Consider the following 19172-nt stretch of genomic DNA (forward strand, 5'->3'; position numbering starts at 1 on the left):
AATATTAAAAAAGCCTCTAATCATAAGTGTTTCAGGGCTATGTTAAGAATTCTTCAGATGAAAGGAATTGGAATTATTTTTCAAAAAAACTAACTTCGTATTGAAAAAATGATGAAATATGACTGTTGAGAAAGAAAGATTACAAGATTCTAAATGGAAAAACTGGGGGCCCTACGTCAGTAACCGACAGTGGGGAAACGTCCGCGAAGACTACAGCCCGAACGGCAATGCCTGGCACTACGCGAATCACAATAATGCAGAAAGCTACGCTTACCGATGGGGAGAAGAAGGTATCGCCGGGATCTCTGATGTGAAGCAGATCTTCTGTTTTGCTTTTTCATTCTGGAACAAAAAAGATAAAATAGTAAAAGAACGTTTCTTCGGACTGAGCAACCCTCAGGGGAATCACGGGGAAGACATCAAAGAAATCTTTTATTACCTAGATAATACACCTACTCACAGCTTTATGAAGATGGTGTATAAATATCCGATCAATTCATTTCCATACGATGATCTCGTTGCTGAAAACGGCCGACGCAGCAAAAATGAACCTGAGTATGAAATTTTTGACACGGGAATTTTTGACAATGATGAATATTTCGATATTTTCATTGAATACTGTAAAGCAGATCACAATGATATCCTGGCCAGAGTAACGGTTCATAACAGAAGTCAGCAGGATGCTCCGATCGTTGTAGCTCCGACTGCATGGCTCAGAAACAACTGGAAATGGGGTTATAATACCTACAAAGCACAGCTGAATGCTTCTTACGACGGATGTATCGATATCAGTCATGACAGTATTTCTATTAAAAAGCTTTATTCAAGAAATTCGGCTGCTAAAAGTGCTTTCTGCGAAAATGAAACGAATACGCCAAAATTATATGGGACGCCCTACACCGGGAATACTTATTTTAAGGATGGCATCAATGATCATATTATTTACGGAAGCAATACGGTAAATCCGGAAAAGAGAGGGACAAAAGCTTCATTTATTATTGATGAGATCATTGGCGCGGGGCAGTCAAAGACTTTTGATTTCAGATTATGTCCTGATGAGGTGGATGAACCTTTTGAAACATTTGACGAAATTTTCGCGACAAGAGCCGCCGAGACTAATGAGTTTTACGAAGAAATTCAGAGTGAGACCACGAACGAGGATGAAAGAAATGTACAAAGACAGGCGTTTGCAGGACTTCTCTGGAATAAACAATTCTATCACTATAACGTTGGAAAATGGCTGAAAGGTGACCCCAATCATCAGGCTCCAAGAAATTTCAATGATTATGTAAGAAACACGGAATGGAACCACCTTCACAATAAAGACATCATCTCCATGCCCGATAAATGGGAGTATCCATGGTATGCAACCTGGGATCTGGCATTTCATTGTGTTCCTTTCTCCATCATTGACGGTGAATTTGCCAAGGGACAGCTTCTACTGTTAACAAAAGAATGGTATATGCACCCTAACGGCCAGCTTCCTGCCTATGAATGGAATCTGAGCGATGTGAATCCACCCGTACATGCATGGTCTTGCTTCAGGGTTTTTAAAATCGATGAAAAACAAAACGGCAAACCCGATCTTTTATTTCTCGAGAAAGTTTTCCAGAAGCTTCTCCTGAATTTCACATGGTGGGTGAACCGAAAGGACCAAAGCGGTAATAATATTTTTGGTGGCGGTTTCCTCGGACTGGATAATATCGGAGCTTTTGACCGGAATATGGAACTAAAAGACGGACAGCATCTGGAACAGGCAGACGGAACCAGCTGGATGGCTATGTACGCGTTGAATATGATGCGAATCGCTATGGAACTTGCTCAATATTATCAGGTTTATGAGGATATGGCGATCAAGTTTTTTGAACATTATTTGTATATCGCGGAAGCCATGGAAAACCTTGGAGAAGGTAAAGAAGGTTTATGGAATGAGGAAGACGGCTTTTTCTATGATGTCCTGCAGCTAGGTAACGGAGAGAGCGTTTCTTTAAAATTAAGAAGCATTGTGGGATTGATCCCTATGTTTGCCGTTGAAATCATAGATCACAAATTACTGGATAAGATGCCCAATTTTCAGGCAAGAATGGAATGGGTCTTAAAAAATAAACCTGAGCTTACAAAGCTGGTTTCCCACTGGGATGAGGAAGGACAAGGCAGAAAACATCTGATGAGTATTCTGCGTAAGAACAGACTAACAAAGGTTTTGAGACGAATGCTTGATGAAAATGAATTCCTGAGTTCTTATGGAATCCGGGCGATGTCAAAAGTCTATGAGGAAAACCCATTTGTATTCTCGGTTCATGGTACTGAAAATGTGGTTTACTACACACCTGCCGAGAGCGACAGCCGTATGTTCGGAGGAAACAGTAACTGGCGCGGACCGATCTGGTTCCCAATCAATTTCCTGATTGTAGAAAGTTTACAGCGTTTCCATTTTTATTATGGCAACAGCTTAAAAGTAGAATTCCCGACAGGAAGCGGTGAGAAGAAGAATCTTGACGAAGTGGCTCAGAATATCAGCCGGAGACTCTGTTCGTTATTTTTAAAAGATGAAGACGGACAAAGACCTTTCAACGGAGGAAATGCAAAGTTTAATTATGATGAACATTTCCGGGACTACATTACTTTCTTTGAATATTTCCATGGAGACAACGGACGTGGCGTAGGCGCTTCTCATCAGACAGGATGGACGGCAACGGTAGCCAAACTTATGAAACCAAGATTAACGGTATAAAGGTAGCGGCCGGCCCGAATGGGCCGGCCGCTTATAATCAATTAAAAAAATATTTAAACTTTTTCTCCGTTTACAAGAACTTCATATCCGATTTCTACATTCGGCTCTAAAGTTTTTGATACGGAACAGTATTTCTCAAAAGATAGCTGAGCAGCTTTTAATGCTTTTTTAGGATCTATATCTCCTTCTAAAAGAAATCTCACCTTAATAGATTTAAAAGGTTTTGCATCTTCTACCTGAACTCTCTCTCCTTCTACTTCTGCCTTGAAACCTGTGATTTCCTGGCGTTGTTTTTTCAAAATAGCTACGACATCTATTCCACTGCATCCGGCAACAGCCATCAACACGCTTTCCATTGGAGAAACGCCCTTGGCCCCGGGCTGTGAGGTATTGTCCAAAAGAATTGAATTCCCCTGGGAATTGGTACACTCAAATAAAAAATCGTCGTTAATTCTGTTTAGTGTTATTTTCATTTTCGAATTTTGTTGTAAGATTTTCCGGCTCTCTGAATAAAACCGGACTGATTAGATTTATGAATGCAAAATTATAAAATTCCCCGAGCTTTTATCTCAAGATATTTATTGATAACGTCGATATTTAAATTTTCAGGCAGGGTATACACCGTGTAAATCCCATACTTCCTCAGTTCCTGAATGATCAGTTTCTTTTCAAATTCAAATTTTTCGGCAACGATTTCATCGTAAATTTCCTGCATATTTTCAGGATTCTTCTGAATAAGGGTCTGCAGTTCTGAGTTTTTGAAAAATACAACCACCAAAAGATGGTTTTTCGCTATTCCGCGGAGGTATTTCAACTGACGGTTCAATCCATCAAGTGTTTCAAAATTAGTAAATAACAGGACAAGACTTCGCTGATTCAGAGAATATTTCACATCCTGATAAAGGCGGTTGAAATCACTTTCAAAGAAGTCCGTTTTAATGTTATACAAAGCTTCGGAGATCTTTCTCAGCTGCCCGGATTTGTTTTCTGCAGCAACTTTATTCTCTGTCTTTTTAGAGAAGGTCATCATTCCGGCACGGTCACCCTTCTTAAGGATAATATGAGACAGAGCCATTGCAGCATTGATCGAATAATCCAGCAGACTCAGTCCGTTGAAAGGCATCTTCATCGTCCTTCCTTTATCGATCAGAATAAAAATCCGCTGAGATCTCTCATCCTGAAACTGATTAACCATTAATCGATTGGTCTTAGATGTAGCTTTCCAGTTGATCGTTCTGATATCATCTCCGGGAACATATTCTTTGATCTGCTCAAATTCCATGGTGTGCCCCAGTTTTCTGATCTTTTTGATTCCACCGAGCATAAATTCGCTCTGCAGCGCCATCAATTCATATTTTCTGAGGTGTACAAAAGAAGGATAGGCAGGCAGCATTGCATCTTTCTGGAAATTAAATCTCTTTGAAACGAACCCTAATGGCGAAGAAACATACACATTCAGGTTTCCGAAACTGTACTCTCCTCTTTCCTTGGGTTCCAGACTGTACTGGAAATAAGTATTTCTACCGGGTTCTATATTTTTTGTAATTAAAAAATCTCTTTTCTGAAACTGAAACGGAATCTCATCGATAATCTTTGTGCTGATCTTAAAACTGTAGTTATTTTTAATATCAATCTTTACAAAATTTTCATCCCCATTCGATAATTTTTCCGGAAGTATTCTTTGAGCAAGCACTCCTTTTTTCTGATTAAACAATAAAAGATAATCTACCATTGCCGCCAGAAAACAAATCAGCAGAACAATGTGAGCCGCCCACATCAGAACAGGAAAGAAAAAAGCAAGGACATACAGTACTCCCACTCCGATGAGCGAAAAGAAGAATCGTGTATTGATGTATAGGTTTTTCATTTTTTAGGTAGCAGGTTGCAGATGATAGGCTGCAGGTTGTTGGTGATACTTATTCTAGAGAGTTTATTAAACCGTTCAGCATTTTTGAAATTTCGATAATGTCCTCATTTAATTTTTTATAATTTTCTTCACTGAAATAATTAAGGTTTTTAGAGATGATTAATTGAGTTTCAACCTCAGCACAGCTTCCTCTTGCTATCTTTAAGAATTGCAGATAATCAGGTTTGCTTCTTCTGGAGTTTCCTTCAGCAATATTTGATGGTATAGAAACCGAGGCTCTCCTGATTTGTGAAATAAGTCCATACATTTCATCTTTCGGAAAAGATCCGGTAATCTTGTAAATTTCTGTAACAAAATCAATAGATTTCTGCCAAACCAAAAGTTCCTTAAAATTTGCCATAATACTACACAAAATTTATTGAAAATAATTAATCCCTCATCACTGGCAGCTATAGTCTGCGACCTGCTACCTAATACCTGCAACCTACCTAGGAATCTCTATTCCCTCTAAGATCTGACGTATAATTTCATCTGCCGTTAAGCCTTCCATTTCGCGTTCGGGAGAAACGATCACTCTGTGTCGTAATACAGCGTAGCTTGCTTCTTTAATATCTTCAGGCGTTACAAAATCTCTTCCTCTCATGGCTGCGAAAGATTTTGAAGCTGTAAGCAATGCCAGAGAAGCTCTTGGAGAAGCTCCCAGATATAAGAACTGGTTTTCTCTTGTATTGACAATGATTTTCGCGATATATTCCATCAATTGAGCTTCTACAATAATCTCTTTTACAAGATTCTGATAGCTTTTTAATTGCTCTGCTGTAATAACACGGTTTATTCCTTCTGTTTTATCTTCTTTCCGACTTTCGTGTTGGTTTTTGATGATTGTGATCTCCTGTTGAAGAGTCGGGTATCCTACATTGATTTTGAATAGGAAACGGTCCAGCTGTGCTTCAGGAAGTCTGTAAGTTCCTTCATGTTCTATTGGGTTTTGAGTTGCCACTACTAAGAATGGTTCATCCATTATATAACGGATTCCATCCATTGTGATCTGTCTTTCTTCCATGACCTCAAATAAGGCAGCTTGGGTTTTCGCCGGGGATCTGTTGATTTCATCAATTAATATAAAACTGGAAAAAATCGGGCCTTTTTTAAATTCAAATTCAGAGTTTTTCACACTGAAAACTGAAGTTCCCAGGATATCTGAAGGCATAAGGTCCGGTGTAAACTGGATTCTGCTGAAACCTACATCTATTGTTTTGGCGAGGAGCTTTGCCGTAATGGTCTTTGCCACTCCAGGAACTCCTTCAATCAGGACATGCCCGTTTGATAAAAGCGCCGCAATGAGATGTTCGATCATGCTTTCCTGCCCAACAATCACTTTAGCGATTTCAGCTTTTACTTTTTCTAAGCTGGCACGAAGCTCGATCATATCAATTCTCGACTGAAACTGATCTTCTTGTTTATTTAGATTTATAGAACTTTGATTTTCTACGTTTTGATTTTCAAGGTTGTCCATAATTTTCTATTTGTGGTTTTTAGTCTATCGTATGTCTTATCTGTATGAGTTTAATCGGACTTCATCCGATTTTTTGTTAAATCGTCCCGTTGGGACTTTTATTTCTTTTATAATGTACCAATGTATCAGTCTGGCAGTTTACCAATATACATTGTTACATTGTTACATTGTTACATTGTTACATTGTTACATTAATAACTTATCTCAAAATCTCATCAAGAAGCTTGTTCATTCTCGCGAGGTCTTCTTTCATGACGTTGGCATAAGGATCCTGACCTTTTTTGATCAGGACTATGGCTTCATGGATCATTTCCATTGTTTTCCCGGTTTTCAGGTGAAGTTTTTTAGCAAATTCTTCATCCAGGTGTTGGGTATCAATCAGGAAATCCATTCTTACTTTGTTCAGGAAATATTGCCCTTTCTTAGCCATCATATCATGAAAATCTCCTTCCTGAAGATAAAGATTTCCAATACTTTTTACAAAATCCAGAGAAGTATTTTTCAAAGGCTCTAAAACAGGTACGATCCGTTGTTTTCTTTTAGCATTAAAGAAAATGAACAGGACAAGTCCTCCCAAAAGTACCCACCAGGCATATTTCAATGCCGGATTGGAAAGTACAAACCTCATAAAGAAGCGAGAAACTTTGGTGTCATTTTCTACAAACCAGATGGTTTCCCTATCCTGGAGATACGAAAAAACATCCTGTGCATATTTTATGCTACCGGGTTTCAACAGATAATAATTGGTAAGGAAAAGCGGTTCACTGTGAACATAGATCGTTCCTCTTCCAAAGCTTACTTTAATAAAATTAGCCTGATCCGAATTATCTTTCTCTACCGTTTTCCCCAGTACTTCCACTTGAGGTTTGATGTACGAAAATCCTCTGCCTGACGGAAATTTATCCAGTTTAATAAAATCATTCTGGTATTCTTTATCTGTAAGCTTCAATACATTTTCCTCTGCAAACGAAATATCTGCACTATGATAACCGATGGTGTCTGAAATATCTTTTGGTACACGGCTCGCCAGAATCATTGCATCCGAACCGTTTGACACCTGATCCAGGATCTTTTTCCAGGACTGTTTATCCAGTTCCTTTTCAATGACAACGATATTGTGTGCTTCCTTTTTGTTCCTGCTGTAATAGTCGTAAGGTGCCTCTTCTATTTTTCTCAGGTTATTTTTAAAAAGGTCTTTGGCTTCATTATTGAAAACAAACAGGCCGAAAGGAGATTTCTCCTCAATACTGAAATTCTTACGCCAGCTTATTCTTTCCTTTTTATTGACTTCAAACAACGCCAGAATAACCATCACAACGATGAATATCACAGCATATATTTTGAAGGTTTTTTTCATGATTAATAGTTTAATTAAGGCTTAAATGCCTGATATTGGTTTTTAAATTTCAGATAGCTCTGTTCATCAATACTGAATTCTCCGTACCATACATAATCGAAAATATAAGACAGACCTGAAAATTCACTTTTCAGATTTCCGTCTTTTAGTTCTGCAACATAATCTTTATTTGTCTTTTCAGGATTCCAGTTGATTTGTTTTTTATCACTCAGTTTTTTAAGGATAAACAGGAACTGGTAACGGACTGCCGAGCGGTAATCTCCTTCCCTTTCAAATTTAGCGATACTTTCCGGGAAATTGATTTCATGGATGTTCTCATGAAGCTCTTCTGCATTAATGTCTATTTTTTTATTTTTCTTTCCGAAGAAGAGATTTCCATCTTTCCCAAGTAGGAATTTAATGATAAAATAAAGAAGAAATCCTACCAGAATAATGGCAAAGAGACGGATGAGGACAGTGGTAATTTTTGCAGAATTGTTAAAAACGGTTTCTCCAAAAAAGCTTTGTAAAATTCTGTCAATCCTGCGCATTAGCTTTTGGAAGAAAGACTCTTTCGGTTTTGATACCGAATAATCAAATTCGTTTCCCTTATATCTGGATTGAATATTTTCTTTAAACTTTTTCGGGTGGAGGATATTTTCTGAAACAGGCTTTAGGATCAGTACAGAATCCGCACGGAGCATATTCCTGTAATGTCCCGTTCCTAAAGAATCTACCATATAATCTTCCACCGTTTCACCTCCATCGTCATCCTGTGCATAAACAGGACAAATGGAAAAAAAAATCAGTAGAAAAAGTAAGATTTTATTCATTAATACCGATAGTTTCTATTTCTTCAAGTTCAATTTTCGTGTGAAGGTCTGTTCTGCTGTCATAATACATTAGCCCCGCATTGATATACATCAGATTGGAAAGAATTAAGTATGCTAAAATGGAAACGCCATAAAATAAAAAGAAAATAATTCCCATCGCTCCCGTAAAAGGATTTTCTTCAAAATTCCCGTCCGGAGCAGAGGTAAGAATGGAGCCGTACATAAATATCATCGGAACGAATGTAAATACGGAGGTTATCATGTACATAATGATGAACATAATGATAGAGGCTCCCCAATACTTCCAGTACGGAGATTTTTCATTTCCATTCGGGTAGGAAAACTGGGATCTTATGGAATAACTTAAGCTTTCTATAAAGCCTCGTTTTGTATTAAAATAATCATACATCAGAAATGCCGAAACATTGAATGCCGTAGGATACACAAGCAGGATCAGGAAAAACCCGATAACGATTAACAGCAGCAGATAGGAAAATCCAAGGACAATCATTGTCACCGGAAACACGATCAACAGCATTCCCAGACACATTTTAAAGATTCGTCCTGCATTGGTTTTGAAATCACTCAGGATCTCATCTGTTTTCACCTTTTGAGCTCCTTCAGCGATCCTTTTCATATAAAAAACAGGATACAGGTAATTGACAATTCCCAGAAGGACAAAAAGTACAAAAACCAATATTCCCACTATGGTAAGCATTCCTGCATTATCTGAAAAGTATTTTTCAAAATAATAACTTTCACCACTGATATTCCCCCCAATCAACTGTCCGAAAATTTCTCTGAACCCAAAAATCACCACAGCGATTGTCAGGATTAACAGCAGCCCGTTGATCAGGATATAATTTTTAAAATAATTTTTTCCGTATAATTTGAAAAAATTAAAGCTGTCACTGATGAAAGCTCCAAATTCTCTTTTTTTATAAAACTGCATCATTGGTGTGGGTATTAATTTTTTTATGAACCAGTGAAGGATAAACAAAATAGTAAAATCCTATAATGGCCAGTGAGGTGATGATTAATGCTAAATTGATGACCAGTGGCATTCTTAAAGCATGTCTTGTGACATATCCTTCAATAATTCCGGCGCAGATGGTAAATGGAATGGTACTCAGGAAAATCTTAAACGAATCTTTAAAGCCTGTTTTAAAGGAATTAAATCTTGAAAAAGTTCTCGGAAACAGGATACTTGCGCCTAAAATCAATCCACACATCGCTTCCACCACCATCGCAAAGATTTCAAAAACACCGTGAAGCCAAATTCCTCTTGCACTGTCTTTCAAAGCTCCGTAATCATAGAAAAAATACTGGAAAGAACCGAGCATAACGCTGTTCGAAAGCAGAGCATACAAAGTTCCTACGCCTCCGGTAACTCCATAAATGTACAATTTCGCACCCACTCTGATGTTATTGAAAATAATTCCAATGGTACTTCCCCATGTGGAACCGCTCTGATAAACTCCTACAGCATTTCCCTTTTTTATATTTTCGATGGTTTCGTTTACGTATTCTTCACCAAGAATGATGTTGGCAAAATCTTTATCGTAAGCTCCGGAAAGCACGCCTATCGCCGTAAAAAGAATGAAGAATAGAAAAGCATACAAAAGATATCTCCTGTACTGGTATACCAACAGAGGAACTTCTGTTTTGAAAAAATAGGTAAGCCTGTTCTCCTCTACTCTTTTGGTTTTATAAATCTTCTGGAACATCTGCGAAGACAAATGATTCAGATAAACTGTAGTGTTACTTTTAGGATAATAGGACTGTGCAAATGAAAGATCATTGATCAGGTTGATATACAACGAAGACAGGTCATCAGGATTTTTTTTTATTTTCCCTTGAATAACCTGTTCAATTCCCAACCATTTTTCTTTATTTTGTTTAATGAAATAAACTTCTCTCATAATTGTAAGGCTAAAATAATAAAAATTATGTCTCAAATTGCGATAAATACCTCACAAAATGTAAATATTAACTTTAATATTGCAAGTGTCGGAGAAAGAATGCTTGCCTTTATTATAGATTTCCTTATCAAGGTGGCTTATGTCATTATTGTACTCTATCTTTTCTTCAACATTTTGGATCTTGGGTATTTATTGGAAGGGCTGGATCAGTGGTCCATCATGGCTGTTTATATTATCCTGACTTTTCCGGTTTACATTTATCCCGTAGTCCTTGAAAGTCTTATGGAAGGACAGACTCCCGGAAAAAAACTGATGAAGATACGCGTTGTAAAAATTGACGGCTATCAGGCCAGCTTCGGTGACTATCTGATCCGATGGATGTTCCGTCTGATCGATACAACTGCTGCCGGTGTCGTAGGTTTAATCTCCATGATTGTCTCCAAAAACAACCAGCGTCTGGGTGATATCGCTTCCGGTACCGCCGTAATTTCTTTAAAAAACAACATCAATATTTCCCACACCATCCTGGAAAATATTAACGAAGATTATATTCCGTCGTTCCCTCAGGTCATCGCCTTAAGCGACAATGATATGAGAATCATCAAAGATAATTATACGAAAGCCCTGAAAGTAGACGACCGACAGATCATCAGCAAACTTTCAGATAAAATCAAAAGTATTTTAAAACTGGAAATTGATTCGAGGAAGATGACAGAAAGACAGTTTATTAATGTGGTGATCAAGGATTACAACTACTATACGGGGAAGGAGAATTGATAGATGTCAATGGTCAATTTTGCTGCGCAAGTGAATGGTCAATTGATTAATAATCCTCAAACTTAATCGAGTTAAAAAACTGACTGCGAAGCAAATTCACAATTGACGAATAATGATTGATACTGTCAATGGTCAATTTTGCTGCGCAAGTGAATGGTCAATTAATTATAAAGCAGAAAAATTATTTTTCAAGTTTAATCGTATTACAAAATTGACTGCGAAGCAAATTCACAATTCACAATTGACATTTCCGCATTACTCATTACCTATTACTCATTGCCCATCATCTCCGTCGGTGCAATTTTTGTATCTTTAAATATCAAAGCTTAGCATTATGAAATTTGAGAACAATAAATCAGGAAATGGTGGCGTCCTTACACTGAACAACGAAACCAAAGAAGTAGGAAGACTGACATACACTATTTTCCCTGAGGACAGTAAATTTATTATTTCATTCGTACTCGTGCACCCTGAGTTCGAAGGACGTGGAATGGGAAAATATCTGGTTGAGGAAGCCATAAAATTTGCCAGAGAAAATAACTGGAAAGTTTACCCTCACTGTTCTTATGCAAGAGCTGTGATGACCAGAATGAGCGATGTGGATGATATTTTTCTAAAGAGCTAAAACATCTTTTACCAGAATCTCCTCAATATCGTTGGGATAATCTACTTTTAAGTGATGATCTGAGGCGACCCATTCCATAATTTCCTGAAGTTTTAATACTTTGGAATTCGGAATTCCCATCAAATCCAGAGCACAGGCATTACATTCCTGCTCGTACTGGTTATGAATCGGGATCACAAAGAGTTTTTTATCCATGAAAAGTGCTTCCGCAGGAGTTTCAAAGCCTGCATTGCAGAGGATTCCGTCACAGCTTTCAAAATATTTCAGATACTGCATCTCGTCGATAGGAAAAATCTCTACATTTTTCACCTTTACCTGTACCTTGCTGTGTTTTGAAAACACTTTCCATTGTACAGGAATCTGTTTCAGAACCTTGATGATATTTTCGTCGGCAAAACTTGGAAGATAAACGAGATAATAACCTTTTTTATCGGGATTAAGATTTCGGATCTTATGTCTGATGACAGGTTTTTTAATCTGTGGGTGGTAATTTTCAAAATGGAAACCTATTTTTCTTTGGCTCGGAACGTAGTACTTCAGGATCAGTTCACCCAGAAAATCTTTATGTTTCGGCTTTGGTGTTTCGGCAAAACTCATGGAAGCCTGATGGCTCAGCTCAATCATTGGCAGCTTCTTCAATTTGCCAGCCCAACCGGTGAGAGGCTCATAATCATTAATAATTAGATCATACTGTGAAAGCTCCAGTTCTCTGATTGTTTTTGCTGCTTCAAGAAATTTATTTTCGGTAAACGTTTTGCGATAGGATAAACCGCCTGTTTTGTTGTAAAGAAGAGAAATACCTCTGTATTGATAATTAATGTCAAAATCGGCCTTTAACTGTGACTGATGACCACTGATCAATGTATCGACCGAAGCATATTTTTTGAGAAGAGGAATAATTTCCTGTGCTCTGGCAACATGCCCGTTCCCTGTCCCTTGAAATGCATACAAAACCTTCATTTAAGAAAAATTAGTTACTATTTTCAGAAGCTCAGAACTGTCCATGTCCTGGATCTCTTCTGCTTCGTCGTCTTTAAGTGAATCTTTGTGGTCGTCATAATAAAAGATTTTCCATTCCTTATCATGGTATTCAAGAGCCGAAAGGTTTTCTATCCAGTCTCCGGAATTCAGATAGGTACATGATCCTTTTTTATTGATAACTTCACGGATCTGAGGCTGATGAATGTGCCCGCAGATCACATAATCATAATGATTGTCGATGGCTAGTTCGGAAGCAGTCAGTTCAAAGTCTCCTATGTATTTCACTGCCTTCTTTACATTGTTTTTGATTTTCTTTGAAAATGAATATTTTTCTCTGCCCATCTTCTCCAGAAACCAATTGACCACATTATTAATGACAATTAACAAATCATAGCCTTTTCCTCCCAGCTTTGCGATCCATTTTGAATGCTGTACCGATGCATCGAAAACATCGCCGTGAAATATCCAGGTTTTCTTCTGATCAATATCAAGACAAATCTTATTACAAACCTTCAGTTTCCCCAATTCGAAATCCGTAAACTTCCGGAACATCTCATCATGATTGCCCGTAATGTAGTAGACCTGTGTATTTTTATTGGTAGCAAATGAAAGGATCTTCTTAATCACTTTCAAATGAGGTTTAGGGAAGTAAGACTTTTTAAACTGCCAGATATCGATAATATCACCGTTCAAAACTAATGTTTTAGGCTGGATAGAATTGAGATACCGTAACAGCTCTTTAGCCTTACATCCATAAGTTCCCAAATGAACATCCGATATGACAACCAACTCAACGTTTCTTTTCATAGTTTTATACAAAGAAACTAATTGAAAGTTAACTGTATATGAATGCTATATTATGTTTTACAGCGAGTTCATCAACTCTTCTGTGATTTCCATGTTGTGATACACGTTCTGTACATCATCATCGTCTTCGAAACGCTCCAGCATTTTCATATTGGCTTTGAACTGTTCTGCATTCACTTCTTTGATATTGTTTGGAATTCTCTGAAGTTCTGCGCTTTTTGCTTCAATTTTCAATTCATCTAATTTATGAGACAATGAACCGAAATCTTCGAAAGCCGTTGTAATCATTACTTCCTCGTCATCTTTTTCCACATCTTCTGCACCTCCATCAATCATTTCCATTTCAAAATCATCCCAATCCATTTTGATCTGAGATAAATCAAGGTTGAAAATACCTTTTCTGTCGAAGATAAAAGCAAGCTCTCCATTCTTCCCAAGATTTCCATCGAATTTATTGAAGATCGCTCTTACGTTCGCTACGGTTCTCGTCGGGTTATTGGTTGTACATTCCACAAAGAATGCTACACCACCCTGTCCGTATCCTTCGTACGTAATTTCTTCATAGTTTTCAGCATCAGCACCACCTGCTTTTTTGATGGCTCTTTCTACGTTGTCTTTAGGCATATTGGCACCCTTTGCATTCTGGATACATCTTCTTAAAGCCGGGTTGGCCTCAGGATCTGTTCCTCCGGCTTTTACTGCCAGTGCAATGTCTTTACCGATTTTAGAGAAAGTTTTGGCCATTTTATCCCATCTGGCCATCTTAGAAGCTTTTCTATATTCAAATGCTCTTCCCATTTTAATTTTTAAATTTTCAACAAAATTAACTAAAAGTCTACAAAAAAAAAATACCCCCAAAAAATTGGAGGTATTTATTATTTAGAAAAATTAATTATTTTTTCTTTTTAGCAGCAGCTTTTTTCTTAGCTGGAGCTTTTTTTGTTGCTTTCTTAGTCGCTTTTTTAACAACTGGAGCATCAGTGTAATCTTTCTTAGAGATTGCATTCCACTCGTTAGCATCAGCAATAGCTTTTACAACAACTTTTCTATCAGCTTGTCTTTCAGCATCAGAAGCTTTTTCAGAAACTGTAGCTTTAGCTTCACCAACACCAATTGATTTAAGAGAGTTAGCGTCTACACCTCTAGCATCTAAAGCAGCAACTACAGAAGCAGCTCTTTCTCTAGATAATTTCAAGTTGTAAGCTTCAGCACCTTTAGCATCAGTTCTACCTTCTAATAGATAGTTACCACCATCTTTCTTAATGATTTCAGAAGCTGCATCTAGTGCACCTTTAGATTCAGGTCTGATTGTAGCTTTGTTGAAATCGAAATAAACGCTTTTCAATTTAGCTTCAACTTCAGTAGCTGTAACGTCTTTAGGTTTAGGACATCCGTTGTATTCTGGAAGACCTGGAACTGTAGGACAAGCGTCGTCTTTATCTAAGATTCCGTCACCGTCTGTATCTGGCCAAGGACAACCGTTGTTTTCTGCAGGACCTGCAACTGTAGGACAAGCATCATCTTTGTCGATAACACCATCACCATCTGTATCTGGCCAAGGACAACCGTTGTTTTCAACTGGACCAGCTACTTCTGGACATTGATCGTCTTTATCTGGAACTCCGTCACCGTCAGTATCAGGACATCCTTGGAATTCTGGAAGACCTGGAGTATCTGGACAAAGATCGTCTTTATCTAGGATACCATCCTTATCTCTGTCTCTGTTACCGAATCTGAATAAGATCGATGCAGAAGCTTGCCAGAAGTTAGCAACTGTAGATTTATCACCTGGAGTTGACACATAGTCACCTTGTACACCAAGACCGAAGTTCTTAGTTACCCAGAAGTTAACACCAGCACCTGTAGATACTGTAAAGTGGTTAGCTTTACCGTTTTCGTTACCACCGTCTCCGTTAAGAACAGAATTACCTCTGTAATCGTTTCTAGGGAAAGTAAGTGCAGTGTAGTCATGTCTCAAGTAGTTAGCACCAACTCTTAAATATGGATCGAACCAAGATTCTTCATTCCATAAAAGACCAGCTGCTTTAGCTTGGAAACCAAGACCTGTCATAAGGAAAAACTCTTTCCCCATGTTGAATCTCTTGTTATCTACATTACCTACGGAAGTCTGCCAGTCGATAACCAAACCTTTACCGATGTTTCTAGCAACTGTTAATTTAGATAATGGAGGTGTAATAGAGAAGTTGTTCACATTGAACATCGTCTTCGTTAAATTATTAGCAGAGAACGTATTACTAAATTCTGTCTGTACTGCCTTGTGGTTTTCCGCATGAGCACCAACCCCGATCAACCACGGATTGTTGGTAGTCTGCGCGAAGACAGTAGAGGCAACAGTAAGCGCCAATGCTGAAATTCCTAATTTTAGATTTTTCATAGAATTAAATGATTAAATAATTGATAATGCAAAATAAATATAATTTTTCTTTATATACAAAGTTTTTTGAATGATTTTTAACTTTTCTTTAGTATTCTATCTAGGTTACGTTTATTTTCTCTATCTTTTATCGCTTCCCTTTTATCAAAGAGCTTTTTCCCTCTGGCAAGCGAAATCAAGACTTTTGCTTTCCCCTTATCTGTGATATATAACTTAAGAGGTATAACTGTGTTCCCTGCATCCTTTAACTTTTTCTCAAGCTTCTGCAATTCTTTTTTGTGCAACAGCAATTTCCGTTCCCTTTTTGTTTTGTGATTGTAAAAAGTTCCCAGTTTATACTCATCAATCATCATATTAATAATGTATAACTCCCCATCAATAAACTGACAAAAGGATTCTGTGATAGACGCCTTGGATGAACGTAAAGATTTTATTTCCGTACCCGTCAAAACCATCCCGGCTTCATATTCTTCAAGGATTTCATATTCAAAACGGGCTCTTCTGTTTAATATACTGACTGTTTTCTCGATCTTCATTTTAAAAATTCGTAGTTACCGTGATATATTTGTATAATATATTACGTGATTAATTCATCGGGTTTATACCCATTCTTCATTAAATCGTTCCTTTGGGACTGTTCTGTATTATTTCATTAATGAAATATAGAAAAAATACCTCATATTTAAAAACTTGACTATTACATTATTACGAAATACCCAAATTCTTTTCGTAATTTTGCGCCAAATTTACAAAACTATATGTTAACAGTATCTAACTTATCTTTACAATTCGGGAAAAGAATTCTTTTTGACGAGGTAAATATTATGTTTACCAAAGGAAACTGCTACGGGATTATCGGAGCAAACGGTGCGGGGAAATCTACATTCCTTAAAATATTAACAGGAAAGCAGGATCCAACTACGGGGCATGTATCTTTGGAGCCGGGGAAAAGAATGTCAGTTTTGGAGCAGGATCACTTTGCTTACGATCAATTTACTGTTCTTGAGGCTGTTTTAAGAGGTAATAAAAAATTATACGAAATAAAAGAAGAGATGGATTCTTTATATGCTAAAGAAGACTTCTCTGATGAAGATGGAATTAAAGCGGGTGAGCTTGGTGTAATCTATGATGAAATGGGCGGATGGACTGCAGAATCTGATGCACAGACGATGCTTTCAAATGTTGGGGTAAAAGATGGCATGCACTGGCAGATGATGAGCGAGCTTGAAAATCAGGACAAAGTAAAAGTTCTTTTGGCACAGGCTCTTTTTGGAAATCCTGATGTATTGATTCTGGATGAACCTACGAATGACCTTGATATTGAAACGATCGCCTGGTTAGAAAATTTCCTTGCAGATTATGAAAACACAGTAATCGTGGTTTCTCACGACCGTCACTTCTTAGATACGGTTTGTACGCACGTCGGAGATTTAGATTACGCGAAACTTAACCTTTATACCGGTAACTATACTTTCTGGTATCAGGCTTCTCAGCTTGCAACAAGACAAAGAGCTCAGGCTAATAAAAAAGCAGAGGAAAAGAAGAAAGAACTTCAGGACTTCATCGCAAGATTCAGCTCCAACGTTGCAAAAGCTAAACAGGCTACAGCAAGAAAGAAAATGATCGATAAATTAAACATCGATGATATTAAGCCATCTTCAAGAAGATACCCTGCTATTATTTTCGAAATGGAAAGAGAAGCCGGAGATCAGATCTTAGATGTAAAAGGTCTTGAAAAAACAAAAGACGGAGAATTGTTATTCTCAAACATCGACTTAAACCTTAAAAAAGGAGATAAAGTTGCGGTTCTTTCTAAAAGCTCTTTAGCTATCACAGAATTTTTCGAAATTCTTGCAGGAAATGTTCAGGCAGATCAGGGAACAGTGGCTTGGGGAGTGACTACAAACCAATCTCATATGCCTTTGGATAATACAAAATTCTTCCAAGATGATATCAGCCTGGTAGATTGGTTGAGACAATTCACTAAAAACGACGAAGAGCGTCATGAGGAGTTCGTAAGAGGATTCTTAGGAAGAATGCTTTTCTCAGGTGATGAGGCTCTAAAATCTTGTAAAGTACTTTCAGGAGGTGAAAAAATGAGATGTATGTTCAGCAGAATGATGCTTCAGAAAGCCAACGTTCTTTTATTAGACGAACCTACCAACCACTTAGACCTTGAAAGTATCACAACGTTGAACAACTCATTGTCTAACTTCAAAGGAAATCTTCTGTTAGCTTCTCATGACCACGAAATGCTTCAGACTGTCTGTAACAGAATCATCGAGTTGACTCCTGGAGGAATCATCGACAGAGAAATGACTTACGATGAATATCTTGCTGACAAAAAAGTAAAAGAAATCAGAGAAAAAATGTATTCTTAATTTATTGAGATTACATTCAACTCCCAATAATAAAAATTCCTCAAAGACAACTTTGAGGAATTTTTATTTAAATGAAGATTGAATTATTTCGTAAGCTTCGTTTTAGGAAGTGCCACCGTTCCCGGATCTTTCCATAAGCCGTCTTTTTCTGCTCTCTTCTTAATAGCCTGAGCTCTTTTTTCGCTATCAGGGTGAGAGTTGAACATTTTTTGAAAACCGGTCTGAGTGCTTCCTTCAGAAAGCAAAGCCAGTTTCTTGAATGCTGAGTACGCTCCTACCACGTTATAGCTGTTCGCTTTCATAAAGTCATAAGAATACGTATCTGCTTCAGATTCCTGTTTTTTGCTGTGAGAAGCATCCAGAAATTCGTTGGCCATTTTTCCTACCTGGCTTTCACTAAGTGCTGCTACCGTTCCAGAAGCTGATGATGCAGCATCCAATGCCGCTGCCTTTAAATAAGCAGATTTAATAGCATCTTTAGTGTCCTGGTTCTTCACGTGCCCGATCTCATGTCCGATTACTGCCAACAGTTCTTCATCCGTCATGATATCCATTAACGAAGAAAAAACACGTACACTTCCGTCTGCACAAGCAAAAGCATTGATATCCTTCACTTTATAAACCTTGTAGTTCAGAGCAAGTCCGTCCTGAGATTTGTGCTTTCCGAAAAGTTTGTTCAGTCTTACAGTATAAGGATCTTTTGGACCTGCAACCTCGTTGTTTTTGTCCATCCAATCGACAGATTCCTTCGACAGTTTCACTGCGTCTTCATTGGTAAAAGTAAGGGCTTTTGCTCCTTTCGAAACAATACCTGCAGCTTTTCCAAGATTGATTTTCTGTGCTGATACAGCATTCATGGCCCCTAAGAATAAAAGGCATAGTGTTAATTTTTTCATAATCATTTTTAATTTGGACCGCGAAGATAGATAATTTTTTTTAACAATCAGTAAGTCAAGTTCATCCTTAATCATTTCAAAATGCTGTTTTTTTTCCTTATT

Annotated in this window: 18 protein-coding genes; 4 read left to right on the plus strand and 14 right to left on the minus strand. The window is 37.7% G+C overall.

Annotated features, from left to right (window positions below; genetic code table 11):
- Window positions 1–118: 118 nt before the first annotated feature.
- Entirely contained in the window at window positions 119–2734 is a 2616-nt protein-coding gene (locus N0B48_RS13805) for an MGH1-like glycoside hydrolase domain-containing protein (protein ID WP_259839368.1), read from the plus strand.
- Window positions 2735–2787: 53 nt separating this feature from the next.
- On the opposite strand, the gene N0B48_RS13810 is transcribed toward N0B48_RS13805, so the two are convergent.
- The 8 genes from N0B48_RS13810 to N0B48_RS13845 form a co-directional block, all read right to left on the minus strand.
- Window positions 2788–3207: an OsmC family protein gene (locus N0B48_RS13810; protein WP_259839369.1), complete on the minus strand. Its 420-nt coding sequence runs from the start codon at window positions 3205–3207 to the stop codon at window positions 2788–2790.
- 71 nt (window positions 3208–3278) lie between these two features.
- Window positions 3279–4601, minus strand: a complete 1323-nt coding sequence (locus tag N0B48_RS13815; RefSeq protein ID WP_259839370.1) for a DUF58 domain-containing protein — start codon at window positions 4599–4601, stop codon at window positions 3279–3281.
- 49 nt (window positions 4602–4650) lie between these two features.
- The gene (locus N0B48_RS13820) at window positions 4651–5001 is read right to left on the minus strand and encodes a four helix bundle protein (protein WP_259839371.1); all 351 of its coding nucleotides are present in this window, start codon (window positions 4999–5001) and stop codon (window positions 4651–4653) included.
- Between the two features lie 84 nt (window positions 5002–5085).
- Complete coding sequence (locus tag N0B48_RS13825) at window positions 5086–6117, minus strand: AAA family ATPase (protein WP_259839372.1); 1032 nt, start codon at window positions 6115–6117, stop codon at window positions 5086–5088.
- Window positions 6118–6316: 199 nt separating this feature from the next.
- Window positions 6317–7474, minus strand: coding sequence for a DUF4350 family protein (locus tag N0B48_RS13830; protein WP_259839373.1), 1158 nt, complete (start codon window positions 7472–7474; stop codon window positions 6317–6319).
- Window positions 7475–7488: 14 nt separating this feature from the next.
- Window positions 7489–8286, minus strand: a complete 798-nt coding sequence (locus N0B48_RS13835; protein WP_259839374.1) for a DUF4129 domain-containing protein — start codon at window positions 8284–8286, stop codon at window positions 7489–7491.
- The gene (locus N0B48_RS13840; RefSeq protein WP_259839375.1) at window positions 8279–9241 is read right to left on the minus strand and encodes a DUF4013 domain-containing protein; all 963 of its coding nucleotides are present in this window, start codon (window positions 9239–9241) and stop codon (window positions 8279–8281) included. Before N0B48_RS13840 ends, N0B48_RS13835 begins: the two co-directional genes overlap by 8 nt.
- Window positions 9225–10208, minus strand: a complete 984-nt coding sequence (locus N0B48_RS13845) for a stage II sporulation protein M (protein WP_259839376.1) — start codon at window positions 10206–10208, stop codon at window positions 9225–9227. Before N0B48_RS13845 ends, N0B48_RS13840 begins: the two co-directional genes overlap by 17 nt.
- 27 nt (window positions 10209–10235) lie before the next feature.
- Between N0B48_RS13845 and N0B48_RS13850 the strand changes: the two genes are divergently transcribed.
- Both N0B48_RS13850 and N0B48_RS13855 read left to right on the plus strand, forming a co-directional pair.
- A complete protein-coding gene (locus N0B48_RS13850) occupies window positions 10236–10985 on the plus strand; it encodes an RDD family protein (RefSeq protein WP_259839377.1) in 750 nt (249 codons plus the stop codon).
- A gap of 334 nt (window positions 10986–11319) precedes the next feature.
- The gene (locus tag N0B48_RS13855; protein ID WP_090025208.1) at window positions 11320–11610 is read left to right on the plus strand and encodes a GNAT family N-acetyltransferase; all 291 of its coding nucleotides are present in this window, start codon (window positions 11320–11322) and stop codon (window positions 11608–11610) included.
- On the opposite strand, the gene N0B48_RS13860 is transcribed toward N0B48_RS13855, so the two are convergent.
- From N0B48_RS13860 to smpB, 5 genes are all read right to left on the minus strand, one after another.
- Window positions 11599–12570, minus strand: coding sequence for a glycosyltransferase family protein (locus tag N0B48_RS13860; protein ID WP_259839378.1), 972 nt, complete (start codon window positions 12568–12570; stop codon window positions 11599–11601). The genes N0B48_RS13855 and N0B48_RS13860 overlap by 12 nt on opposite strands.
- Complete coding sequence (locus N0B48_RS13865; protein ID WP_223608800.1) at window positions 12571–13398, minus strand: UDP-2,3-diacylglucosamine diphosphatase; 828 nt, start codon at window positions 13396–13398, stop codon at window positions 12571–12573.
- Between the two features lie 57 nt (window positions 13399–13455).
- Window positions 13456–14196 carry a YebC/PmpR family DNA-binding transcriptional regulator gene (locus tag N0B48_RS13870; RefSeq protein WP_259839379.1) on the minus strand — a complete coding sequence of 247 codons (741 nt, stop codon included), beginning with the start codon at window positions 14194–14196 and terminating at the stop codon, window positions 13456–13458.
- A gap of 94 nt (window positions 14197–14290) precedes the next feature.
- The gene (locus tag N0B48_RS13875) at window positions 14291–15793 is read right to left on the minus strand and encodes an OmpA family protein (RefSeq protein ID WP_259839380.1); all 1503 of its coding nucleotides are present in this window, start codon (window positions 15791–15793) and stop codon (window positions 14291–14293) included.
- A gap of 77 nt (window positions 15794–15870) precedes the next feature.
- Window positions 15871–16329 (minus strand): SsrA-binding protein SmpB, encoded by a 459-nt coding sequence (gene smpB, locus N0B48_RS13880; RefSeq protein ID WP_034725913.1) that lies wholly within the window; start codon window positions 16327–16329, stop codon window positions 15871–15873.
- Window positions 16330–16551: 222 nt separating this feature from the next.
- Between smpB and N0B48_RS13885 the strand changes: the two genes are divergently transcribed.
- Window positions 16552–18174, plus strand: coding sequence for an ABC-F family ATP-binding cassette domain-containing protein (locus tag N0B48_RS13885; protein WP_259839381.1), 1623 nt, complete (start codon window positions 16552–16554; stop codon window positions 18172–18174).
- Window positions 18175–18257: 83 nt separating this feature from the next.
- On the opposite strand, the gene N0B48_RS13890 is transcribed toward N0B48_RS13885, so the two are convergent.
- Entirely contained in the window at window positions 18258–19070 is an 813-nt protein-coding gene (locus N0B48_RS13890; RefSeq protein ID WP_259839383.1) for a M48 family metallopeptidase, read from the minus strand.
- Window positions 19071–19172 lie beyond the last annotated feature (102 nt).

It is taken from the genome of Chryseobacterium herbae, assembly GCF_025154075.1.
Classification (GTDB): Bacteria; Bacteroidota; Bacteroidia; order Flavobacteriales; family Weeksellaceae; genus Chryseobacterium; species Chryseobacterium herbae.

What these genes read in the sequence shown, in the direction of transcription:
- N0B48_RS13805 (WP_259839368.1), top strand. Translation starts at nt 119, where the DNA reads ATGACTGTTGAGAAAGAAAGATTACAAGATTCTAAATGGAAAAACTGG.
- N0B48_RS13810 (WP_259839369.1), bottom strand. Translation starts at nt 3,207, where the DNA reads ATGAAAATAACACTAAACAGAATTAACGACGATTTTTTATTTGAGTGT.
- N0B48_RS13815 (WP_259839370.1), bottom strand. Translation starts at nt 4,601, where the DNA reads ATGAAAAACCTATACATCAATACACGATTCTTCTTTTCGCTCATCGGA.
- N0B48_RS13820 (WP_259839371.1), bottom strand. Translation starts at nt 5,001, where the DNA reads ATGGCAAATTTTAAGGAACTTTTGGTTTGGCAGAAATCTATTGATTTT.
- N0B48_RS13825 (WP_259839372.1), bottom strand. Translation starts at nt 6,117, where the DNA reads ATGGACAACCTTGAAAATCAAAACGTAGAAAATCAAAGTTCTATAAAT.
- N0B48_RS13830 (WP_259839373.1), bottom strand. Translation starts at nt 7,474, where the DNA reads ATGAAAAAAACCTTCAAAATATATGCTGTGATATTCATCGTTGTGATG.
- N0B48_RS13835 (WP_259839374.1), bottom strand. Translation starts at nt 8,286, where the DNA reads ATGAATAAAATCTTACTTTTTCTACTGATTTTTTTTTCCATTTGTCCT.
- N0B48_RS13840 (WP_259839375.1), bottom strand. Translation starts at nt 9,241, where the DNA reads ATGATGCAGTTTTATAAAAAAAGAGAATTTGGAGCTTTCATCAGTGAC.
- N0B48_RS13845 (WP_259839376.1), bottom strand. Translation starts at nt 10,208, where the DNA reads ATGAGAGAAGTTTATTTCATTAAACAAAATAAAGAAAAATGGTTGGGA.
- N0B48_RS13850 (WP_259839377.1), top strand. Translation starts at nt 10,236, where the DNA reads ATGTCTCAAATTGCGATAAATACCTCACAAAATGTAAATATTAACTTT.
- N0B48_RS13855 (WP_090025208.1), top strand. Translation starts at nt 11,320, where the DNA reads ATGAAATTTGAGAACAATAAATCAGGAAATGGTGGCGTCCTTACACTG.
- N0B48_RS13860 (WP_259839378.1), bottom strand. Translation starts at nt 12,570, where the DNA reads ATGAAGGTTTTGTATGCATTTCAAGGGACAGGGAACGGGCATGTTGCC.
- N0B48_RS13865 (WP_223608800.1), bottom strand. Translation starts at nt 13,398, where the DNA reads ATGAAAAGAAACGTTGAGTTGGTTGTCATATCGGATGTTCATTTGGGA.
- N0B48_RS13870 (WP_259839379.1), bottom strand. Translation starts at nt 14,196, where the DNA reads ATGGGAAGAGCATTTGAATATAGAAAAGCTTCTAAGATGGCCAGATGG.
- N0B48_RS13875 (WP_259839380.1), bottom strand. Translation starts at nt 15,793, where the DNA reads ATGAAAAATCTAAAATTAGGAATTTCAGCATTGGCGCTTACTGTTGCC.
- smpB (WP_034725913.1), bottom strand. Translation starts at nt 16,329, where the DNA reads ATGAAGATCGAGAAAACAGTCAGTATATTAAACAGAAGAGCCCGTTTT.
- N0B48_RS13885 (WP_259839381.1), top strand. Translation starts at nt 16,552, where the DNA reads ATGTTAACAGTATCTAACTTATCTTTACAATTCGGGAAAAGAATTCTT.
- N0B48_RS13890 (WP_259839383.1), bottom strand. Translation starts at nt 19,070, where the DNA reads ATGAAAAAATTAACACTATGCCTTTTATTCTTAGGGGCCATGAATGCT.